This window comes from Kitasatospora sp. NPDC040550, from assembly GCF_055594965.1.
The window spans coordinates 130301-148217 of sequence record NZ_JBVIWC010000016.1 but is presented as its reverse complement, the minus strand read 5'-3'; the positions used below and the strand labels follow the sequence as shown (position 1 = coordinate 148217).

Here is a 17917-nt window from a genome sequence, read left to right as displayed (position 1 = left end):
TCTCCCAGCCTCCATCATCGCGGGCGCCGGTGGAGCTGTGAACCGCCGGTCCCCCGGTGGCGGGTGGCCGACCGGGGGACCGGGGGTTCGGGCGGGCGCGGTACGGCCCCGCCGGCTCAGCTGTGGCGGCGGATCTCCACGGTGCGGAACCGGTTGGCGACGAAGGCGCCGTCGCAGTACGCGGAGTTGGCGGCCGGGTTGGCGCCGGTGCCGTGGAGGTCGGAGAAGGCGGCGGTCTGGTTGGGGTAGACGCCGCCGGTGAGGTTGAGCGAGAGCGAGACGCCGGAGTCCAGCGCGGCCTCGACCAGCAGGGCCTCCACCTCGGGCGAGGTGGTGTAGCCGGAGGCCGTCATGGCGCCCTTCTCGCGGACCGTGGTGCGCAGCAACTCCACGGCGGCGGGGGTGGATTCGACGGCGACGGCGAAGGAGACCGGGCCGAAGCACTCGGTGCGGAAGACCGAGCGGTCGTCCGGCTTGTCGGCGTCCAGCTTGACCAGCGCCGGGGTGCGGACGGTCGCGCCGGGGAAGTCGGGCGAGACCACCGCGCGCGGGGCGAGGGCGAGTTCGCCGTACTCGCCGCCGGCCGCGGCGGCCGAGCGCTGGAGCACGCCCGGGTTGACCACGGCGCCGAGGATGGCGGCGGCGCGGGCGTCGTCGGAGAGCAGGCCCTCGATGGCGGCGGCGAGGTCGGTGACGACCTGGTCGTAGGACTTGTCGCCCTGGTCGGTGCCGATGCCGCCGCGCGGGATCAGCACGTTCTGCGGGGTGGTGCACATCTGGCCGCTGTACAGCGAGAGCGCGAAGGCCAGGTTGCCCAGCATGCCCTTGTAGTCGTCGGTGGAGTCGATGACGACCGCGTTGACGCCGGCCTTCTCGGTGTAGACCTGGGCCTGCTTGGCGTTCTCCTCCAGCCAGTCGCCGAAGGAGGTGGAGCCGGTGTAGTCGATCATCCGGATCTCGGGACGGACCGCGAGGGTCGCGGCGACGGTGCCGCCCTCGTGCTCGGCGGCCAGGCAGACCAGGTTGGCGTCGAAGCCGGCCTCGGCGAGCACCTCGCGGGCGATCGCGACGGTCAGCGCGAGCGGCAGCACGGCCCGCGGGTGCGGCTTGACCAGCACCGGGTTGCCGGTGGCCAGCGAGGCGAACAGGCCGGGGTAGCCGTTCCAGGTGGGGAAGGTGTTGCAGCCGATCAGCAGCGCGAGGCCGCGCGGGACGACGGTGAACTCCTTGGTCATCACCAGCGGCTCGCGCTTGCCCTGGGGCTTGGTCCAGCCGGCCTGCCGCGGCAGCCGGGTCTGCTCGGCGTACGCGTAGGCGACGGCCTCCAGACCGCGGTCCTGGGCGTGCGGGCCGCCGGCCTGGAAGGCCATCCCGTAGGCCTGGCCGGTGGTGTGCATGACGGCCTGGGCGAACTCGTGGGAGCGGGCGTTGATCCGCCGCAGGATCTCCAGGCAGACGGCGGCGCGCTCCAGCGGGGAGGCGGCGGCCCACCCGGGCCGGGCGGCGGCCAGCGCGGCGATCAGCGCGTCCGGGCCGGCGTGCGGGTAGGTGATGCCCAGCTCGATGCCGTACGGCGAGACCTCGCCGCCGACCTGGTCGCCGTCGCCGGGGTGGCCGTCGAGGACGAAGGGCCTGCCGAGGAGGGCGTCGAAGGCGGCCTTGCCGTCGGCCGGGCCGCTCTCGCCGTAGGCCTTCGGGAACTCGGGGTAGGCGGACCAGTAGTCGCGCTTCGCGGCGGCGGCGAGCGCGGCGTCCAGGGTGGCCTGGTGGCGCTCGACCAGCTCGGCGACGAGGGGGTGGGTGACCGCTGCGGGCATCTGTGCGCTCCTCAGAGGGGAGGACGGGACACGTCACAGAGTAACCGAACGATCGGTCGGCTCAAGAGGGCGTGGGGGACGGATTCCGGCGGGAACGCGAAGGGGCGGGTCCCGTAGGACACCGCCCCTGTGCGATCGGGTGGACCGGTCTACGGCACGCCCAGTTCGAAGATCACGAACCCGGCGTACCAGCCCGAGGCGATCGCCCCCGTCCCCAGGACCGCCGCCAGCACCGGCCAGCTGAGCTTGCGCATCCCCACCGCCAGCGCGATGAACAGCGGGAACGCCGGCAGCAGGTAGCGCGAGACGTTGCCGAAGATGCCCAGGCTGCCGAGCACCGACACGATCGTGGCCAGGGTGTAGGCGGTCAGCACCAGCGGCGGGCGCAGCCGGACCAGCAGCACGATCAGCACCGGCAGGCTGAACACGATCAGGGTGGCCAGCAGGTCCGGCACCGGGAACGCGAAGGGGTAGTCGTTGCGGCCCAGCAGCACCCCGCGGATCGCCTGCCAGGTGCCCTGGCCGCCGTCGAAGTAGTGCAGCCAGGCGTCGTGCTGGATCCGGAAGTAGCCGCCCCACTCGCCGGTCCGCCGGCCCACCCAGGCCACGTAGCCGAGCAGGCCCAGCGGGGCCAGCAGCATCGCCGCCAGCGGGCGCAGCACCCCGCTCTCCCGGCGGTACAGCTCGACCAGCGCGGCCAGGCCGACGGCGCCGATCAGCGCCGCCGAGGTCGGCCGGTTCAGCCCGGCGACCAGGGTGATCGCCCCGGCCGCGACCCACTGCTTGGTCATCGTGAAGTAGCAGGCCCAGGCAGCCAGCGCGACGAACAGCGAGTCCGAGTAGACGGCCCACTCGGCGCCCGAGCCGGGGGCGATCGCCCAGATCCCGGCCGCGATCACACCCGCCCGGGGACCGGACAGCTTCTCCACCACGGCGTAGATCCCGGCCGCCGCGAACAGCGAGGCCAGCACCGAGACCAGCATCCCGGCGCCGTACAGGCCCAGGCCCGTGACGTCCGAGGTGAGCCGCATCAGGCCGGGGTAGAGCGGGAAGAACGCGGCCGAGTTCTGCTCGATGGTGAAGCCCGGCTGGCCGCCCGGGATCGGGATCAGCGCCGGGTGGTAGCCGAACTGGGCGACCTGCTGGTACCACCAGCCGTCCCAGCTGGCCAGTACGTCCCAGGGGTTGGTGCCGCCGCCGAACCGGGCCGGCTTCTTCGCGTAGTCGCCGGAGAAGGAGAGCAGCTTCATGAAGACGGTGAAGCCGACCAGCTTGAGCACCGCGTAGCACCACACGGCCGGTCCGAACCGCACCACCAGTGCCCGGGCGCGGTCCTGCCAGGTGGGGGCGGCGCCCGCCGGGTCCTCGCCGCGCTGGTCGGGCACGTCCTCGGGCAGGTCGGAGGAGACTGCCGGTATTGCGTTCATCAGCTGCGGACCCCAGCCTGCTGGACGTGGACGATCGTCCGCAGATTCTAGGCGGTCCCTCCTCCGGTTGGTGTGGACCAGCTCCGGCTGGTGCGGACCGGCCGGACCCGATCGCGTACCCCGCTCGGCGGCCGGGGATACTCGGAGGATGGCCGATCACACCACGCGCACCGCCTACACCGTCGAGTCACTGCTCGCGGTGACCGTCGACGTGTTCAACGAGCGCGGATACGACGGCACGTCGATGGAGGACCTCTCCCGGGCCGCCGGGATCTCCAAGTCCTCGATCTACCACCACGTCCGTGGCAAGGAGGAGCTGCTGCGGCTGGCCGTCGGGCGGGCGCTGGACGGGCTGTTCGCGATCCTGGCCGAGCCGCAGGCGCTGGCGGGCCCGGCGGTGGAGCGGCTGGAGCACGTGGTGCGGCGCACCGCGGAGGTGCTGCTGGCGGAGCTGCCGTACGTGACGCTGCTGCTGCGGGTGCGCGGCAACACGGCGACCGAGCTGTGGGCGCTGGAGCGGCGGCGGGACTTCGACCACCAGGTGGCGGAGCTGGTGCGGGCGGCCGTCGCGGACGGCGCGCTGCGCGGGGACGTGGAGCCGCGGCTGGCCACCCGGCTGCTGTTCGGGATGATCAACTCGATCGTGGAGTGGTACCGGCCGGGGTTGAAGGCGGCCGACGGGGTCGCGGACGCCGTGGTGCACCTGGCCTTCGACGGGCTGCGGGCCCGGTAGGCGTTCCCTAGTCGGGGGGTACCTGGTCGGTCTCCTCGAACACCAGCATGGTTTGTGTACCGAGCACCTGCGGGATGGACTGGATCCGGTTGAGGACCAAGTCCCGCAGGGCGTGGTTGTCGGCGGTGTGCACCAGCAGCAGGACGTCGAAGTCCCCGCCGACCAGGGCGATGTGGGCGACCCCGGGCAGTGCCAGCAGCTGCTCGCGCACGGTCCGCCAGGAGTTCTGGACGATTTTCAGGGTGATGTACGCGGACGCGCCCTGACCTGCCCGTTCGTGGTCCACCCGGGCGGTGAAGCCGCGGATGATGCCGTCCTCGACCATCCTGGAGATCCGGGCGTACGCGTTCGCCCGGGACACGTGCACCCGCTCGGCCACCGAGCGGATCGAGGCTCGACCGTCCTGCTGCAGCAGCCGCAGGATCGCCCGGTCGACCCGGTCGAGTCTGGACATCTGTTCAGCCGACATGACCCCCCACCCTCGCCGATTGGACACACTGCCACCAGTCGACCGCCGCTCGGGCCGAATGTCCACCACCTTGTCACGCTTCTGGTCAAGATGAACAGACGACCGAACAATCGGTAGGGAGCCCCCGCCACCCATGGAGGTGCCCCGAGATGACCGTTCTCGACCACAGACACCACACCGGTGTGCCCGGCTGGATGCCCGGGGCCACCGCTCCGCGCACCGATCCGGCCCCCCTCCTCCCGGACGTCTCCCCCGTCCGGGTGCTCGGCACCCCCGCCGTGGAGAAGCAGGACCCGGCGCTGCTGCGCGAGCTCTACCGGCGACTCGTCGTCGGCCGGCGCTACAACCAGCAGGCCACCACCCTGACCAAACAGGGCCGCCTCGCCGTCTACCCGGCCTCCACCGGGCAGGAGGCCTGCCAGGTCGCCGCCGCCCTGGTGCTCGGCGAGCGCGACTGGCTGTTCCCCAGCTACCGCGACACCCTCGCCGTGGTCTCCCGCGGGGTCGACCCGCTGGAGGCGCTGACCCTGCTGCGCGGCAACGCCCACACCGGCTACGACCCCCGCGCCAGCCGGACCGCCCCGCTCTGCACCCCGCTCGGCACCCAGGCCCCGCACGCCGTCGGACTGGCGCACGCCGCCCGGCTGCGCGGCGAACCGGTGGTCGCGCTGGCCATGCTCGGCGACGGCGGCACCAGCGAGGGCGACTTCCACGAGGCGCTGAACTTCGCCGCCGTGCTGCGGGCGCCGGTCGTCTTCCTGGTGCAGAACAACGGCTACGCGATCTCCGTCCCGCTCAGCGCGCAGTCCGCCGCACCCAGCCTCGCCCACAAGGCGGTCGGCTACGGCATGCCCGGCCGACTGGTCGACGGCAACGACGCGCCCGCCGTGCACTCGGTGCTCACCGAGGCCGTCGAGCGCGCCCGGGCCGGCGAGGGCCCGACCCTGATCGAGGCCCTCACCTACCGGATCGAGGCCCACACCAACGCCGACGACGCCACCCGCTACCGCACCGAACCCGAGGTGGAGGCCTGGCGGGAGCACGACCCGATCCTGCTGATGGACCGCGCACTGCGCGGACTCGGCGTGCTGGACGACGAACTGGTGCAGGACGCGGCCGACGAGGCGGAGGCGCTGGCGGCCCGGATGCGGGCCGAGTTCCACGCCGACCCGGAGCTCGACCCGATGGCCCTGTTCACCCACGTCTATGCCGAGCCGACCCCGCAACTGCGGGAGCAGGCAGCCCAGTTGGCCGCAGAGCTGGCCGCCGAAGCCGAGGTGCAGCACTGATGCCCACCGCTGTTTCCGCCCGTACCGCCGGTGCCGCCCGCACCTCCTCGATGGCGCAGGCGCTCAACTCCGCGCTGCGGGACGCCCTGCGCGAGGACCCCACCGTCCACGTGCTCGGCGAGGACGTCGGCGCGCTCGGCGGGGTCTTCCGGATCACCGACGGGCTCACCGCCGAGTTCGGCCCCGACCGCTGCCTGGACACCCCGCTCGCCGAGGCCGGCATCCTCGGCACCGCGATCGGCATGGCGATGTACGGGCTGCGCCCGGTGGTCGAGATGCAGTTCGACGCCTTCGCCTACCCGGCGCTGGAGCAGCTGTTCTCGCACGTCGCCAAGATGCGCAACCGCACCGGCGGCAAGCTCCCGCTGCCGATCACCGTGCGCATCCCGTACGGCGGCGGCATCGGCGGCGTCGAGCACCACAGCGACGCCTCCGAGGCGTACTACACCAGCACCCCCGGCCTGCACGTGGTCACCCCCGGGACGGTCGCCGACGCCTACGGGCTGCTGCGCGCCTCGATCGCCTCCGACGACCCGGTGGTCTTCCTGGAGCCCAAGCGGCTCTACTGGGGCAAGGCCGAGTTCGACCCGGCCGCGCCGGTCGAGCCGATCGGCCGGGCCGCGCTGCGCCGTACCGGCACCTCCGCCGTGCTGATCACCTACGGGCCGTCGCTGCCGGTCTGCCTGGAGGCGGCCGAGGCCGCGCAGGCGGAGGGCTGGGACCTCGCGGTGCTCGACCTGCGCACCCTGGTGCCCTTCGACGACGAGACGGTCACCCGGGTGGTGCGCTCGATCGGCCGGGCCGTGGTGGTGCACGAGGCCAGCGGCTTCGGCGGCACCGGCGCGGAGATCGCCGCCCGGGTCACCGAGCGCTGCTTCCACCACCTGGCCGCGCCCGTGCTGCGGGTCACCGGCTTCGACATCCCGTACCCGCCGCCGATGCTGGAGCACCACCACCTGCCCGGGGTGGACCGGATCCTGGACGCGGTCGCCCGGCTGCAGTGGGAGGACCGAGGATGATGCCCGTCGTACGGGAGTTCCGGCTGCCCGACCTCGGTGAGGGACTCACCGGGGCGGAGGTGGTGCGCTGGATGGTCGAGGTCGGCGAGGTGATCGCCGTCGACCAGCCGGTGGTGGAGGTGGAGACGGCCAAGGCCGTGGTGGAGGTGCCCTGCCCGTACGGCGGGGTGGTCACCGCGCGGTACGGCGCGGAGGGCGAGGAGATCGCCGTGGGCGCGCCGCTGGTGACGGTCGCGGTGGCGTCGGAGGGCGCTCCGGAGGGTCCTTCGGGGGCTTCCGGCGGTCGGGCCGCGCTGTCGGCGGAGGTCGAGCGGCCGTTGGTCGGGTACGGGGTCGTCGAGAGCAAGGGCGGGCGGCGGCGTCGGGTGGGGGTTGCTGCTGCTGTTCCGGCTGTTCCGGCTGTTCTTGCTGCTCCGGCTCCGGCTCCGGTTGCTGTCGCTCAGGCTCCGGCGGCGCCGGTGGCTCCGGTCGTGGTGCCGGTGATCTCGCCGTTGGTGCGGAGGCTGGCCCGGGAGCAGGGGGTCGACCTGACCGCGCTCGCCGGGAGCGGGCCGGACGGGCTGATCATGCGGGCGGACGTCGACCGCGCGGTCGCGGCCAAGGTGGCCGGCCCGGTGGGCGGTGCGGTGGCCGGCGCGGCGGTTGCCGCGTCCGTAACGGCCGGTACGGACGCGGTGGTCCCGCTGCGCGGGCTGCGCAAGGCGGTGGCCGAGAAGCTCAGCCGCAGCCACCGGGAGATCCCGGCCGCGACCTGCTGGGTGGATGCGGACGCCACCGAACTGATGGCACTGCGGCGGCAGTTGAACGCCACGCCGGGCCCGAAGGTGAGCGTGCTGGCGCTGCTGGCCCGGATCTGCACGGTCGCACTGGCGCGCTTCCCCGAGCTCAACTCCAGTGTGACGGAGGACGGTTCGGGCATCGTGCGGCACTCGGCGGTGCACCTGGGCTTCGCCGCACAGGGCGAACGCGGACTGGTCGTTCCGGTGGTCCGGGACGCGCAGAGCCGCAGCACCGAGCAACTCGGCGAGGAGCTGGGCCGGTTGACCGAGTCGGCGCGCGCCGGATCGCTGACTCCGGCCGAACTGACCGGTGGCACCTTCACGTTGAACAACTACGGGGTGTTCGGTGTGGACGGTTCCACCCCGATCCTCAACCACCCGGAGGCGGCGATGCTCGGGGTCGGTCGGATCGTGGCCAAACCCTGGGTCCACGGTGGGGAGTTGGCGGTGCGCGAGGTGACGCAGCTGTCCTTCACCTTCGACCACCGGGTCTGCGACGGCGGGACGGCGGGCGGGTTCCTGCGGTTCGTGGCGGATTGCGTCGAGCAACCCGGGATGCTGCTGCGGCAGCTGTGAGCAGGGCGGGGTCGCCCTGGGTGTGCTGCTCGGCACTCAGGGCGACCGCCGATCGAGTGAGAGTAGCGCGTTCTCCGGCCGGGTGTCCGGGCTTCCCGCGATTTGTCGGATGAGCAGTTCGGGCGTGCCACGCTGCCTAGGCGTCAGCAGAGACAACCCAGGTGGTGGCGCAGGCCGGCCGGAGGCGAAACGATTCTCTTGGTTACTCGAAACGTAGCGGTGAAGTCCCGCAGAACACTTCTGATCCGCACCGGGCTCGGCTCGGCCGGGGCCGCGTCCGTCCCGGGCCTGCCGGAGGCGGAGCCCGCGCGGCCGCCGATGCCGCTGGACCCGCCCGACCTGCCGCCCGCGCCGGTGGCGGAGCCCGTACCGGCGGTGGGGCCCGTGGTCGTGGCGGGGCCCGTAGCTGCGGTGGAGCCCGTAGCTGCGGTGGAACCCGCGGCCGTGGCGGAGTACGCGTCGGTGGCGGCCCCGGTGCGGACCGGGCCGGTCGTGCCGCCGCCGCCCACCGAGCCGCCGATCGTCCCCGCGCCGAGCTACCCGCAGACGCCGTCGACCACCGGTACCGCCCCCGCCTTCCAGCCCCTGTTCGTCGATGCTCCCGGCCTCAACTGGGCTGGGCCCGACGACAGTTGGAGTGATGCCTGGGCGGTCCACCAGCACCACCAGCCCCAGCCCCAGTCCCGGCCTCGGGCCCTGACCGCCGCCGCCCCCGGTGTCGACCCGACCGAACTCCCGCTCACCGCCCAGGACATCGGCCTGATCCGGGACAGCCTCGCGCTCGTCGAACCGGTCGCCGACCGGGCCACCGCGCACTTCTACGCCCTGCTCTTCCTGCAGCACCCCGAGGTCCGCCCGCTCTTCCCCGCCGCCATGGACGTCCAGCGCGACCGGCTGTTCCGCGCCCTGCTGGCCGCCGCCCGGGGCGCCGAGGACCCGGCCGCGCTGCGCACCCGGCTGAGCGAACTGGGCCGCGGCCACCGCCGCTACGGCACCCTGACCGGCCACTACGCCCCGGTGGGGGAGTGCCTGGTGCAGGCGCTGGCCCGGTACGCGGGCAGCCGTTGGGACGCGGCGACCGAACTGGCCTGGCGCCGCGCCTACCGGCTGATCTCCACGATCATGATCGAGGCCGCCGAGGAGGCCGCCCGCACCTCGCCGCCGTGGTGGCAGGGCGAGGTGGTCCGGCACGAGCAGCGCACCCGGGACATCGCGGTGCTCACCGTCCGCCCCGACCAGGCGTACCCGTTCCGGGCCGGCCAGTACTGCAGCCTGGAGACGCCCTGGTGGCCGCGGGTCTGGCGGCACTACTCCTTCGCCTCCGCCCCCCGCCCGGACGGGCTGCTGGTCTTCCACGTCAAGGCCGTCCAGGCGGGCTGGGTGAGCAACGCGCTGGTGCGCCGGGCCGCCCCCGGGGACGTGCTGCGACTGGGCCCGGCGGCCGGCGGGATGACCGTCGACCACGCCTCCGGTGCCGATCTGCTCTGCCTCGGCGGCGGCACCGGCATCGCGCCGATCCGCGCGCTGGTCGAGGAGGCGGCCGAGCACGGCGCCTGCGGCCGCAGCGTCGAGGTGTTCTACGGGGCCCGCAGCGCCGCCGAGTTGTACGACCTGGACGGGCTGCGCGAGCTGGCCGGGCGGCTGCCCTGGCTGACCGTCCGGCCGGTGCTCTCCGGCACCGGCCCGGCCGGCGGCGCGCTGACCGGTGAACTGCCCGAGGTGGTGGGCCGGTTCGGCCCGTGGGACGGTCGGGAGGCGGTGCTCAGCGGTCCGCCCGCGATGGTCCGACGCGGGGTCGGGGTGCTGCTGCGGGCGGGGCTGCCGGCCGAGCGGATCCGGCACGACCTGGTCGGCGAGCTGGCGGCCGGGTAGCGCCGGGTCGGGCGGGGATCGGCTTCGGGGATCGGCCTCGGCGATCGGCCTCGGCGATCGGTCTCGGCGATCGGTCTCGGTGATCGGTCTCGGGGATCAGCTTCGGGGATCAGCCGAGGTCGGGTGCGAGGAGCGCGCGGATGCCCTCGATGTTGGCCGCGAGGTACGCCCGGAGCCGGGGCGGGACGACGTTCACCGAGGTCACGCCCTCGCGGGTGAACGGCAGCCGGACCACCTCGTACTCGCCGTTCGGGTCCGTCACCTCGGGGCCGTGCCGTCGGCTGAGGTCCATCGAGGCCAGCCGGCAGACGAAGAAGTGCTGCACCTTGACCCCGTGCGGGTGCAGCAGGGTGCCGTCGTCGTGGTGGGTGTGGCTGATGGTGTCGACGAAGGCGGGCACCACGTCCACGACCTTGCCGCCCAGTTCCTCGTCCACCTCGCGGTGCAGCGCCTCGACCACGGTGCGGTCCTCGGGCTCGACGCCGCCGCCCGGGGTGATCCAGTACGGGTGCGGTGCCCCGGGCCGGACCCGCCGGATCAGCACGATCGAGGCCGGGCCGTGCGGATCGTCCGGGTCCAGCTCCAGCAGGATCGCCCGCGCGGTCCGCTTGACCACCGGGCGCGGCGGCGGGGTTCGGTTGTCGGGGCCCATGGTGACCTCCGGGGCTGGAGCGTTGTGCGTGAGTCTCCCCGCGGAGGGAAACGGTCGAAACCCCGGGAAAGGGTCGAAACACCGGCAGAAGAGCAGAAGAGAGGTACCGGCGCCATGCAGCACAGCACTGTCCAGGGGCACCTGGCGATGAACCTCGTGGTCTCGCCCGAGCTGTCCTTCCGCACCGTGGTGGACCTCGCGTACGAGGCGGGCGATCCGTACGCGGTCCGGTTCACCTTCCACCTGCCCGGGGACGCCCCGGTCACCTGGGTGTTCGCGCGCGAGCTGCTGCTGGACGGGCTCGGCGGCCCGTCCGGCGAGGGCGACGTGCGGATCCGGCCGCTCGGCGGGGAGCCCGCCGAGGTCCGCATCGCGCTGTGCTCCCCCAACGGGCACGCCGTGCTGCACGCCCCGGCGGCGCCGCTGACCGCCTTCCTGGCACGGGCCGACCGGCTGGTGCCGGTGGGCGGGGAGTCCATCGGGAAGGAGCTCGACGCCGAGCTCGCGGACATCCTGCGGGGGTGCGACGCGGGGTGAGCGGGTCGCACCGGGCGACGTCCGGGGGCGACCCCCGGGGACGACGAAGGGGCCCGTACCCCGGTGGACCACCCACCCGGGCGCGGGCCCCTTCCCGAGGCCGCGTGCGACACCGCGCACGACGGATCAGTCGTCGTCCAGGGCCAGGTGCAGGCCCCAGGAGACCAGGCTGATGATCAGTGAACCGACCAGCGCGGAACCGAAGGTGGACACGTGGAAGTCCAACTCCAGCTTGGTGGAAGCCCACGAGGTGAGCAGCAGCATCAGGGCGTTGATCACGAAGGTGATCAGCCCCAGCGTGAGGATGAACAACGGGAACGAGAACAGCTTCACCACCGGCTTGATCAGCCAGTTGATGAGGCCGAACACGACGGCGACGCCGAGCACCGTGAGCGCCTTGTGCTGCCAGTCGGCCTTGCCCTCGGCGAGTTGGATGCCGCTGACGATCCAGGCGGCGACCCAGATGGCCGCCGCGTTGATCAGTGTCTTGATGACGAAACCCTTCATGCCGCCCAAGCCTGACAGGCGGCCCGCTCCGGGGGAAGCTCCCACCGGACGAGTTCGTGCCGTCGCCCCTGGTCCCGGAGGCGGACGGGGCGGAGCCGAAGGGCGGGGCGGAGGCGGGGCCCGCGGGCGGGGGCGCGGCCGTCGTAGGGTCGTTCGCATGACCCGTAGCCTCACCGAGGAGCTCTGGGCGTCGATCGAGCCGATCTACGCCGAGATCCTCGCCCACCCGTTCATCGGCGGCCTCACCGACGGCACCCTGCCGCGCGAGGCCTTCCGTCACTTCGTCGTCCAGGACTCGCACTACCTGCGCGACTACGCCCGCGCCCTCGCCGTCTGCGCCGCCAAGGCCCCCGGCGAGGCCGAGGTGCGGGCCTTCGCCGACGACGCGGTCGGCGCGCTCGCCGCCGAGCAGGGCATGCACGCCGAGTTCCTGACCGCCTTCGGCGGCACCGCCGAGGAGGCCGCCGCCGAACCGGTGCTGCCGACCACCCGCGCCTACACCAGCTACCTGCTGGCCACCGTGTACGGCGGGTCCTTCGCGGAGGCGCTCGGCGCGGTGCTGCCCTGCTACTGGATCTACGCCCGGGTCGGCGAGGCGCTGCTCGCCCAGGGCTCCCCCGACCCGCTGTACGCCAAGTGGATCGCCACCTACGGCGACGAGGCCTTCCAGTCCGTGGTCCGCCGGGTGCTGGCGCTCACCGACCGGCTCGGCGAGGAGCTCTCAGCGGCCGAACGCCGCCGGGTGGTCGAGCACTTCACGACCACCTCGCGCTACGAGTGGATGTTCTGGGACGCCGCCTGGCGCGGCGAGCGCTGGCCGGTCTGACCCGGTGCCCCCGCCGTTTCTCGGGGGTCGTCCCGGGGGGTCGGATCGGGGTGATCTAGGGGTTCTCTCCGGGCCGAAGGCCCTCGTTCCGCCGCTTCCACCACCGTACGATCGAAGCATCGAAAGCAAGCGGGATGCGGTTACCGGACGGCGGCCGACCCGAGGGGAGAAGAGGAACCGACATGGCTGAGCTCTGGAAGTCGCTGCCCTCCTGGGTGCGCAACATCGTCATCCCGGTGCTGGTCCTGGTGCTGGCCTGGAACATCATCGCCTTCGTGTTCGGCGTGGTCGGCGCCCTGCTGAGCATCGTGATCAAGCTGCTGGTGGTCGTCGGCATCGCCGCCGCCGTGGTGATCCTGGTCAAGAAGGCCGCCAAGAGCTGACCCCGCTCCGCGCGCCGCGCGGAGCGCTTCCGGAGGCCCGGCACCCCGTTCGCGGGGGCCGGGCCTCGGCCTTTCCCCGCGCGGATCCGTTTCGGGGACCGTCTGGACCTGCGGCGATCGGCTCGCTACCGTGTTGGCGTCACGTGCAGGCAACACCGCCTGCGACGCGGGAGCTCGGAGCACCGGGCTGAGAGGACGCTGACCGGACCGTCGACGGACGGACCGACGGCTGCGTCGACCGCAGGAACCTGGACCGGGTAATGCCGGCGTAGGGAGTAGAGGTCAGATGACCACGTTCGAAGCACAGCCGCAGCCTGCCCGCAGCACCCCCAGCAGCGCGCGCACCGGCTACCCCACCCCGGCCTGGCGCAAGGCCTACCGCGACGGATCCCGCCCCGACCTGCGGGTCCCGTACCGCGAGGTGCAGCTCACCAACGGCCGGACCGTGCCGCTGTACGACACCTCCGGCCCGTACACCGACCCGGCGTACGAGCCCGACGTGCGGCGCGGGCTGCCGGCCCTGCGCGACGCCTGGATCCGCCAGCGCGGCGACGTCGAGGAGTACGACGGCCGCGAGGCGCGCCCCGAGGACGACGGGATCAAGCACACCTCCCCGCGCGGCGGCGACCTGCGCAACCTGGACGCGGTCTTCCCCGGCCGCCCGCGCCGCCCGCTGCGTGGCCGCGGCGGTGTCGCCGTCACCCAACTCGCCTACGCCAAGCGGGGCGTGGTGACGCCGGAGATGGAGTTCGTGGCGCTGCGCGAGGGCCTGGAGCCGGAGTTCGTGCGGGACGAGGTGGCCCGCGGCCGCGCCGTCATCCCGGTCAACGTGAACCACCCCGAGGTGGAGCCGGCCATCATCGGCACCAACTTCCTGGTGAAGATCAACGCCAACATCGGCAACTCCGCCGTCACCTCCTCGATCGAGGAGGAGGTGGAGAAGATGACCTGGGCCACCCGCTGGGGCGCCGACACCGTCATGGACCTCTCCACCGGCCGCAACATCCACACCACCCGCGAGTGGATCCTGCGCAACTCCCCCGTGCCGATCGGCACCGTGCCGCTCTACCAGGCGCTGGAGAAGGTCGACGGCCGGGCCGAGGAGCTCAGTTGGGAGGTCTACCGCGACACCGTCATCGAGCAGTGCGAGCAGGGCGTGGACTACATGACCGTCCACGCGGGCGTGCTGCTGCGGTACGTCCCGCTCACCGCGCGCCGCAAGACCGGCATCGTCTCCCGCGGCGGCTCGATCATGGCGGCCTGGTGCCTGGCGCACCACCAGGAGAACTTCCTCTACACCAACTTCGAGGAACTCTGCTCCATTCTGGCCTCCTACGACGTCACCTTCTCGCTCGGTGACGGCCTGCGGCCCGGCTCCATCGCCGACGCCAACGACGAGGCCCAGTTCGCCGAACTGCAGACCCTCGGCGAGCTCGGCCGGATCGCCCGCGAGCACGGCGTCCAGGTGATGATCGAGGGCCCGGGCCACGTCCCGATGAACAAGATCAAGGAGAACATGGATCTCCAGAAGGAGATCTGCGACGAGGCGCCGTTCTACACCCTCGGACCCCTCACCACCGACGTCGCCCCCGGCTACGACCACATCACCTCGGGCATCGGCGCGGCCATGATCGCCTGGTGGGGCACCGCGATGCTGTGCTACGTCACGCCCAAGGAGCACCTGGGCCTGCCCAACCGGGACGACGTCAAGACCGGCGTGATCACCTACAAGATCGCCGCCCACGCCGCCGACCTCGCCAAGGGCCACCCCGGTGCCCAGGCCTGGGACGACGCCCTCTCCGACGCCCGCTTCGAGTTCCGCTGGGAGGACCAGTTCAACCTGGCCCTCGACCCGGAGACCGCCCGCGACTTCCACGACGAGACCCTGCCCGCCGAGCCGGCCAAGACCGCGCACTTCTGCTCCATGTGCGGCCCGAAGTTCTGCTCGATGAAGATCTCGCAGAAGATCCGCGACGAGCACGGCGACGGCTCCACCGCCGTCACCACCGACTTCGACGCCGAGGCGCTGGCCGGCATGGCCGAGAAGTCCGCCGAGTTCGCCGCCCAGGGCAACCGGGTCTACCTCCCGCTGGCCGACTGACGGCAGGTGCTGGGGCGCTGCGCCGGGATCCCGACAGGGGCGTCCGGCGCAGCGCCGCGAACCTCGGGGCGTGCAGGTGGAATCCGGCCGGTGGATTGCTCCGGGTGTGCGTCAGAGCCCGAGGATTTCGCGAATGAGGCCGAGCTTGCGCTCCGGGGAGAGGTTCTGGGGACGGCCGGCGAGCAGGTCGTTCAGGACCGTGGGGACGTCGGAGCTGTCGGGGGCCTGGATGGCGTCGATGACCTGGCAGCGCAGGCCGCCGTCCCGGAGGAACACCCACACGTCGTGATCCTGCCGCGGTTCGCTGTTCTCCGTCGGGGAGAGCCGCCACGTCGGGAACCAGCCGAGTCCTTCTTCGGTGAGACGTTCGGCGAGTTCCTCCAGGACGTACTTGCCGAGTCTTCGGTAGCCGACTTCTGCGCGCAGGTCACCGAGGGTGACTTTGAGCAGGCCCCCTGCGGCGCGGCAGCGCGCGGCCACGGTGCCGGCGTCGCTGTCGGCCGCCGCGATCACGTTGTCCTGCGGATTCGTCAGATCGTTCATGATCGGGCCAACGATTGGAATCACGGGGGCGATACGTTATTCACCGGCCCGGACGCGGCCAAGAGGAAAAACGGTACTGCTATGGCCCCGGTGGTGGCCTGAGCGGCCGGCAGGGATAGCGGATGCGGGGATGACCGCGCCATTTGATCGTGTGCGAACGACATGTCGGGGCGAGGGGGCCCTCCCCGATCGGCGCCAGTGCGTCACTCCGTTGCATCTTTATCAGTCTCTTCTTTCTATGTTGTTGTTGCACGGTGTAGTGAGTCGGTGACTCCCCATCACCTCGCCTGGCTGGCAGCCACTCCTTGGCGCCCCGGCGCGAGTGCGAGGGCGTGTGGCCGGACCGGAAACTCACCAGCGGCGCTCCGAATCGCCCCTTCGGGTGATGGAGTTCAGCGGCGACAAGAAAGGTCTTTGTCCTATGGCAGTCGATGCCATGTTGTCCGCTCCACCAGAACGAGGGCGTAGACGCACTCGACTCGCGGGGGCGGTCGTCCTGCTGTCCGGATTGACGTTGTTCGCGTCGGCCGGTCTGGCCACGAGTCCCGCGAATGCCGCAACGGCACCGGTGGGGCTGGGGACCGACACCAGCTATGCGGTCCTGGCGGGCTCAACCGTCACCAACACCGGCCCCAGCGTCATCAACGGGGACCTCGGGCTCTTCCCGGGCACCAGCGTGACGGGCTTCCCGCCCGGAGCCGTGAACGGGGTCCAGCACGTCAACGACGCCCAGGCGTCGCAGGCCCAGTCCGACCTGGTCACCGCCTACAACGACGCCGCCGGCCGGGCCCCCACGGCCATCCTGACCTCGCCCGGCGACATCGGCGGGCTGACGCTGACGCCCGGGGTCTACAAGGCGAGCTCGTCGCTGAACCTCACCGGGACCGTCACCCTCGACGCGATGGGCGACCCGAACGCCGTCTTCATCTTCCAGATCGGCTCCACCCTCATCACGGCTCCGTCGAGCGTCGTCAGCCTGGTCAACGGAGCGCAGCCCTGCAATGTGTTCTGGCAGGTCGGCAGCTCCGCCACCATCGACGTCGACTCCTTCTTCAAGGGCAACATCCTGGCCCTCACCTCCATCAGCGTGAACCACGCCTCGGTGATCGAAGGCCGTGCCCTGGCGCGCAACGGTGCCGTCACCTTGGACGACAACACCATCACGAGGGCGGCCTGCACCGTCGGTCCGCCCGGACCGAGTGGCCCGCCCGGGCCGAGTGGCCCGCCCGGGCCGAGTGGTCCGCCCGGACCGAGTGGGCCCGCCGGCCCTCCCGGTGCTGCCGGCTCTCCGGGTGCTCCCGGTCCCAACGGGGCACCTGGTCCCAACGGTTCACCGGGTGCCCCGGGTGCTCCCGGCCCCAACGGTGCGCCCGGGCCGAATGGTTCGCCGGGTGCTCCGGGCGCTCCCGGCCCCAATGGCGCTCCGGGTGCTCCGGGTGCCAATGGCTCGCCTGGTGCCAACGGTGCTCCGGGTGCGCCTGGTCCTAATGGTGCGCCCGGGCCGAATGGTTCGCCGGGTGCTCCGGGCGCTCCCGGCCCCAACGGCGCTCCGGGTGCACCTGGTGCCCCCGGTGGACCTGGTCCCAACGGTTCGCCGGGTGCTCCGGGCGCTCCCGGTCCCAACGGCGCTCCGGGTGCCCCCGGCCCCAACGGGGCGCCTGGGCCCAACGGTTCGCCGGGCGCTCCAGGTGCTCCCGGTCCCAACGGCGCGCCTGGTGCTCCTGGTCCCAACGGCTTGCCGGGCGCGAACGGTTCGCCCGGTGCCAACGGCTTGCCAGGTGTCAACGGTTCGCCCGGTGCCAACGGCTTGCCAGGTGTCAACGGTTCGCCCGGTGCCAACGGCTTGCCTGGTGCCAACGGTTCGCCAGGTGCCAACGGTTCGCCCGGGCCGGCTGGGCCCGCTGGGCCTGCTGGGCCTGCCGGGCCTGCTGGACCTGCCGGGCCGCCTCAGCATCCAGGCGGTCACGGCGGTCAGGAGCACGGTGGCCATGAGCATGGTGATCACGGCCATGACCAGGGCAGCCACGGCAACGGCCAGGGCGGTCACGAACAGGGTGGACCGGCCGGTCATCCGAAGGGGGAGGGGCAATCACTCGCCGCCACTGGCTCCGGCACATCGATCGGCATCGCGGTTGGCTCGGCGGCCGCCATCGCCCTGGGAGGCTCGCTCCTCATCCTCGTGAGGCGTAGCGGACGGGCCGCCGCCCGCCGCCGGCACTAGCTGTTCCGAGAAGTCGGCCATTCCGGTCGGGCAGCCAGGTCCACCTGACGCCGGCGGACCGACCTCGGTCATGGCTGTGGGGGGGGGGGGGGGGGGGGGGGGGGGGGGGGGGAGGGGGGGGGGGGGAGGGGGAGGGGGGGGGGGGGGGGGGGGAGGCAGAGAAAAA

General features: G+C 72.5%; 16 protein-coding genes. 10 read left to right on the top strand and 6 right to left on the bottom strand.

Going from position 1 to position 17917, the window contains the following annotated elements; translation table 11 throughout:
* Positions 1–116: 116 nt before the first annotated feature.
* Both paaN and ACZ58X_RS23830 read right to left on the bottom strand, forming a co-directional pair.
* A complete protein-coding gene (paaN, locus tag ACZ58X_RS23835) occupies positions 117–1817 on the bottom strand; it encodes a phenylacetic acid degradation protein PaaN (protein ID WP_470335626.1) in 1701 nt (566 codons plus the stop codon).
* A gap of 149 nt (positions 1818–1966) precedes the next feature.
* On the bottom strand, positions 1967–3244 hold the full coding sequence (locus ACZ58X_RS23830; RefSeq protein ID WP_470335625.1) for a hypothetical protein: 1278 nt from the start codon (positions 3242–3244) through the stop codon (positions 1967–1969).
* Between the two features lie 148 nt (positions 3245–3392).
* Between ACZ58X_RS23830 and ACZ58X_RS23825 the strand changes: the two genes are divergently transcribed.
* The gene (locus tag ACZ58X_RS23825) at positions 3393–3977 is read left to right on the top strand and encodes a TetR/AcrR family transcriptional regulator (protein WP_470335624.1); all 585 of its coding nucleotides are present in this window, start codon (positions 3393–3395) and stop codon (positions 3975–3977) included.
* 7 nt (positions 3978–3984) lie between these two features.
* Here the strand turns inward: ACZ58X_RS23825 and ACZ58X_RS23820 are convergent, their stop codons facing one another.
* Positions 3985–4446 (bottom strand): Lrp/AsnC family transcriptional regulator, encoded by a 462-nt coding sequence (locus ACZ58X_RS23820; RefSeq protein WP_375891912.1) that lies wholly within the window; start codon positions 4444–4446, stop codon positions 3985–3987.
* A gap of 149 nt (positions 4447–4595) precedes the next feature.
* Here ACZ58X_RS23820 and pdhA point away from each other — a divergent pair, with 149 nt between their 5' ends.
* The 4 genes from pdhA to ACZ58X_RS23800 all read left to right on the top strand — a co-directional run bounded on the left by pdhA (position 4596) and on the right by ACZ58X_RS23800 (position 9981).
* Positions 4596–5735: a pyruvate dehydrogenase (acetyl-transferring) E1 component subunit alpha gene (pdhA, locus tag ACZ58X_RS23815; RefSeq protein ID WP_470335623.1), complete on the top strand. Its 1140-nt coding sequence runs from the start codon at positions 4596–4598 to the stop codon at positions 5733–5735.
* A complete protein-coding gene (locus ACZ58X_RS23810; RefSeq protein ID WP_470335622.1) occupies positions 5735–6754 on the top strand; it encodes an alpha-ketoacid dehydrogenase subunit beta in 1020 nt (339 codons plus the stop codon). The genes pdhA and ACZ58X_RS23810 overlap by 1 nt, the downstream gene beginning before the upstream one ends.
* The gene (locus ACZ58X_RS23805) at positions 6754–8109 is read left to right on the top strand and encodes a dihydrolipoamide acetyltransferase family protein (RefSeq protein WP_470335670.1); all 1356 of its coding nucleotides are present in this window, start codon (positions 6754–6756) and stop codon (positions 8107–8109) included. Before ACZ58X_RS23810 ends, ACZ58X_RS23805 begins: the two co-directional genes overlap by 1 nt.
* Positions 8110–8328: 219 nt before the next feature.
* Positions 8329–9981: a globin domain-containing protein gene (locus ACZ58X_RS23800; protein WP_470335621.1), complete on the top strand. Its 1653-nt coding sequence runs from the start codon at positions 8329–8331 to the stop codon at positions 9979–9981.
* A 109-nt stretch (positions 9982–10090) separates the two neighbouring features.
* Here ACZ58X_RS23800 and ACZ58X_RS23795 read toward each other — a convergent pair whose 3' ends face one another.
* Positions 10091–10633 (bottom strand): NUDIX domain-containing protein, encoded by a 543-nt coding sequence (locus ACZ58X_RS23795; RefSeq protein WP_470335620.1) that lies wholly within the window; start codon positions 10631–10633, stop codon positions 10091–10093.
* A 114-nt stretch (positions 10634–10747) separates the two neighbouring features.
* Here ACZ58X_RS23795 and ACZ58X_RS23790 point away from each other — a divergent pair, with 114 nt between their 5' ends.
* Entirely contained in the window at positions 10748–11170 is a 423-nt protein-coding gene (locus tag ACZ58X_RS23790) for an SsgA family sporulation/cell division regulator (protein WP_470335619.1), read from the top strand.
* A 126-nt stretch (positions 11171–11296) separates the two neighbouring features.
* Here the strand turns inward: ACZ58X_RS23790 and ACZ58X_RS23785 are convergent, their stop codons facing one another.
* Positions 11297–11677: a phage holin family protein gene (locus tag ACZ58X_RS23785; RefSeq protein WP_380400979.1), complete on the bottom strand. Its 381-nt coding sequence runs from the start codon at positions 11675–11677 to the stop codon at positions 11297–11299.
* A 157-nt stretch (positions 11678–11834) separates the two neighbouring features.
* On the opposite strand from ACZ58X_RS23785, the gene tenA reads away from it, so the two are divergent.
* The 3 genes from tenA to thiC all read left to right on the top strand — a co-directional run bounded on the left by tenA (position 11835) and on the right by thiC (position 14987).
* Positions 11835–12503 carry a thiaminase II gene (gene tenA, locus ACZ58X_RS23780; protein ID WP_470335618.1) on the top strand — a complete coding sequence of 223 codons (669 nt, stop codon included), beginning with the start codon at positions 11835–11837 and terminating at the stop codon, positions 12501–12503.
* Positions 12504–12685: 182 nt separating this feature from the next.
* Positions 12686–12886: a DUF5326 family protein gene (locus ACZ58X_RS23775; RefSeq protein ID WP_188305823.1), complete on the top strand. Its 201-nt coding sequence runs from the start codon at positions 12686–12688 to the stop codon at positions 12884–12886.
* A gap of 286 nt (positions 12887–13172) precedes the next feature.
* Complete coding sequence (gene thiC, locus ACZ58X_RS23770) at positions 13173–14987, top strand: phosphomethylpyrimidine synthase ThiC (protein ID WP_470335617.1); 1815 nt, start codon at positions 13173–13175, stop codon at positions 14985–14987.
* A 111-nt stretch (positions 14988–15098) separates the two neighbouring features.
* On the opposite strand, the gene ACZ58X_RS23765 is transcribed toward thiC, so the two are convergent.
* A complete protein-coding gene (locus tag ACZ58X_RS23765; protein WP_470335616.1) occupies positions 15099–15530 on the bottom strand; it encodes a hypothetical protein in 432 nt (143 codons plus the stop codon).
* A gap of 385 nt (positions 15531–15915) precedes the next feature.
* Here ACZ58X_RS23765 and ACZ58X_RS23760 point away from each other — a divergent pair, with 385 nt between their 5' ends.
* Entirely contained in the window at positions 15916–17751 is a 1836-nt protein-coding gene (locus tag ACZ58X_RS23760) for an ice-binding family protein (RefSeq protein ID WP_470335615.1), read from the top strand.
* Positions 17752–17917 lie beyond the last annotated feature (166 nt).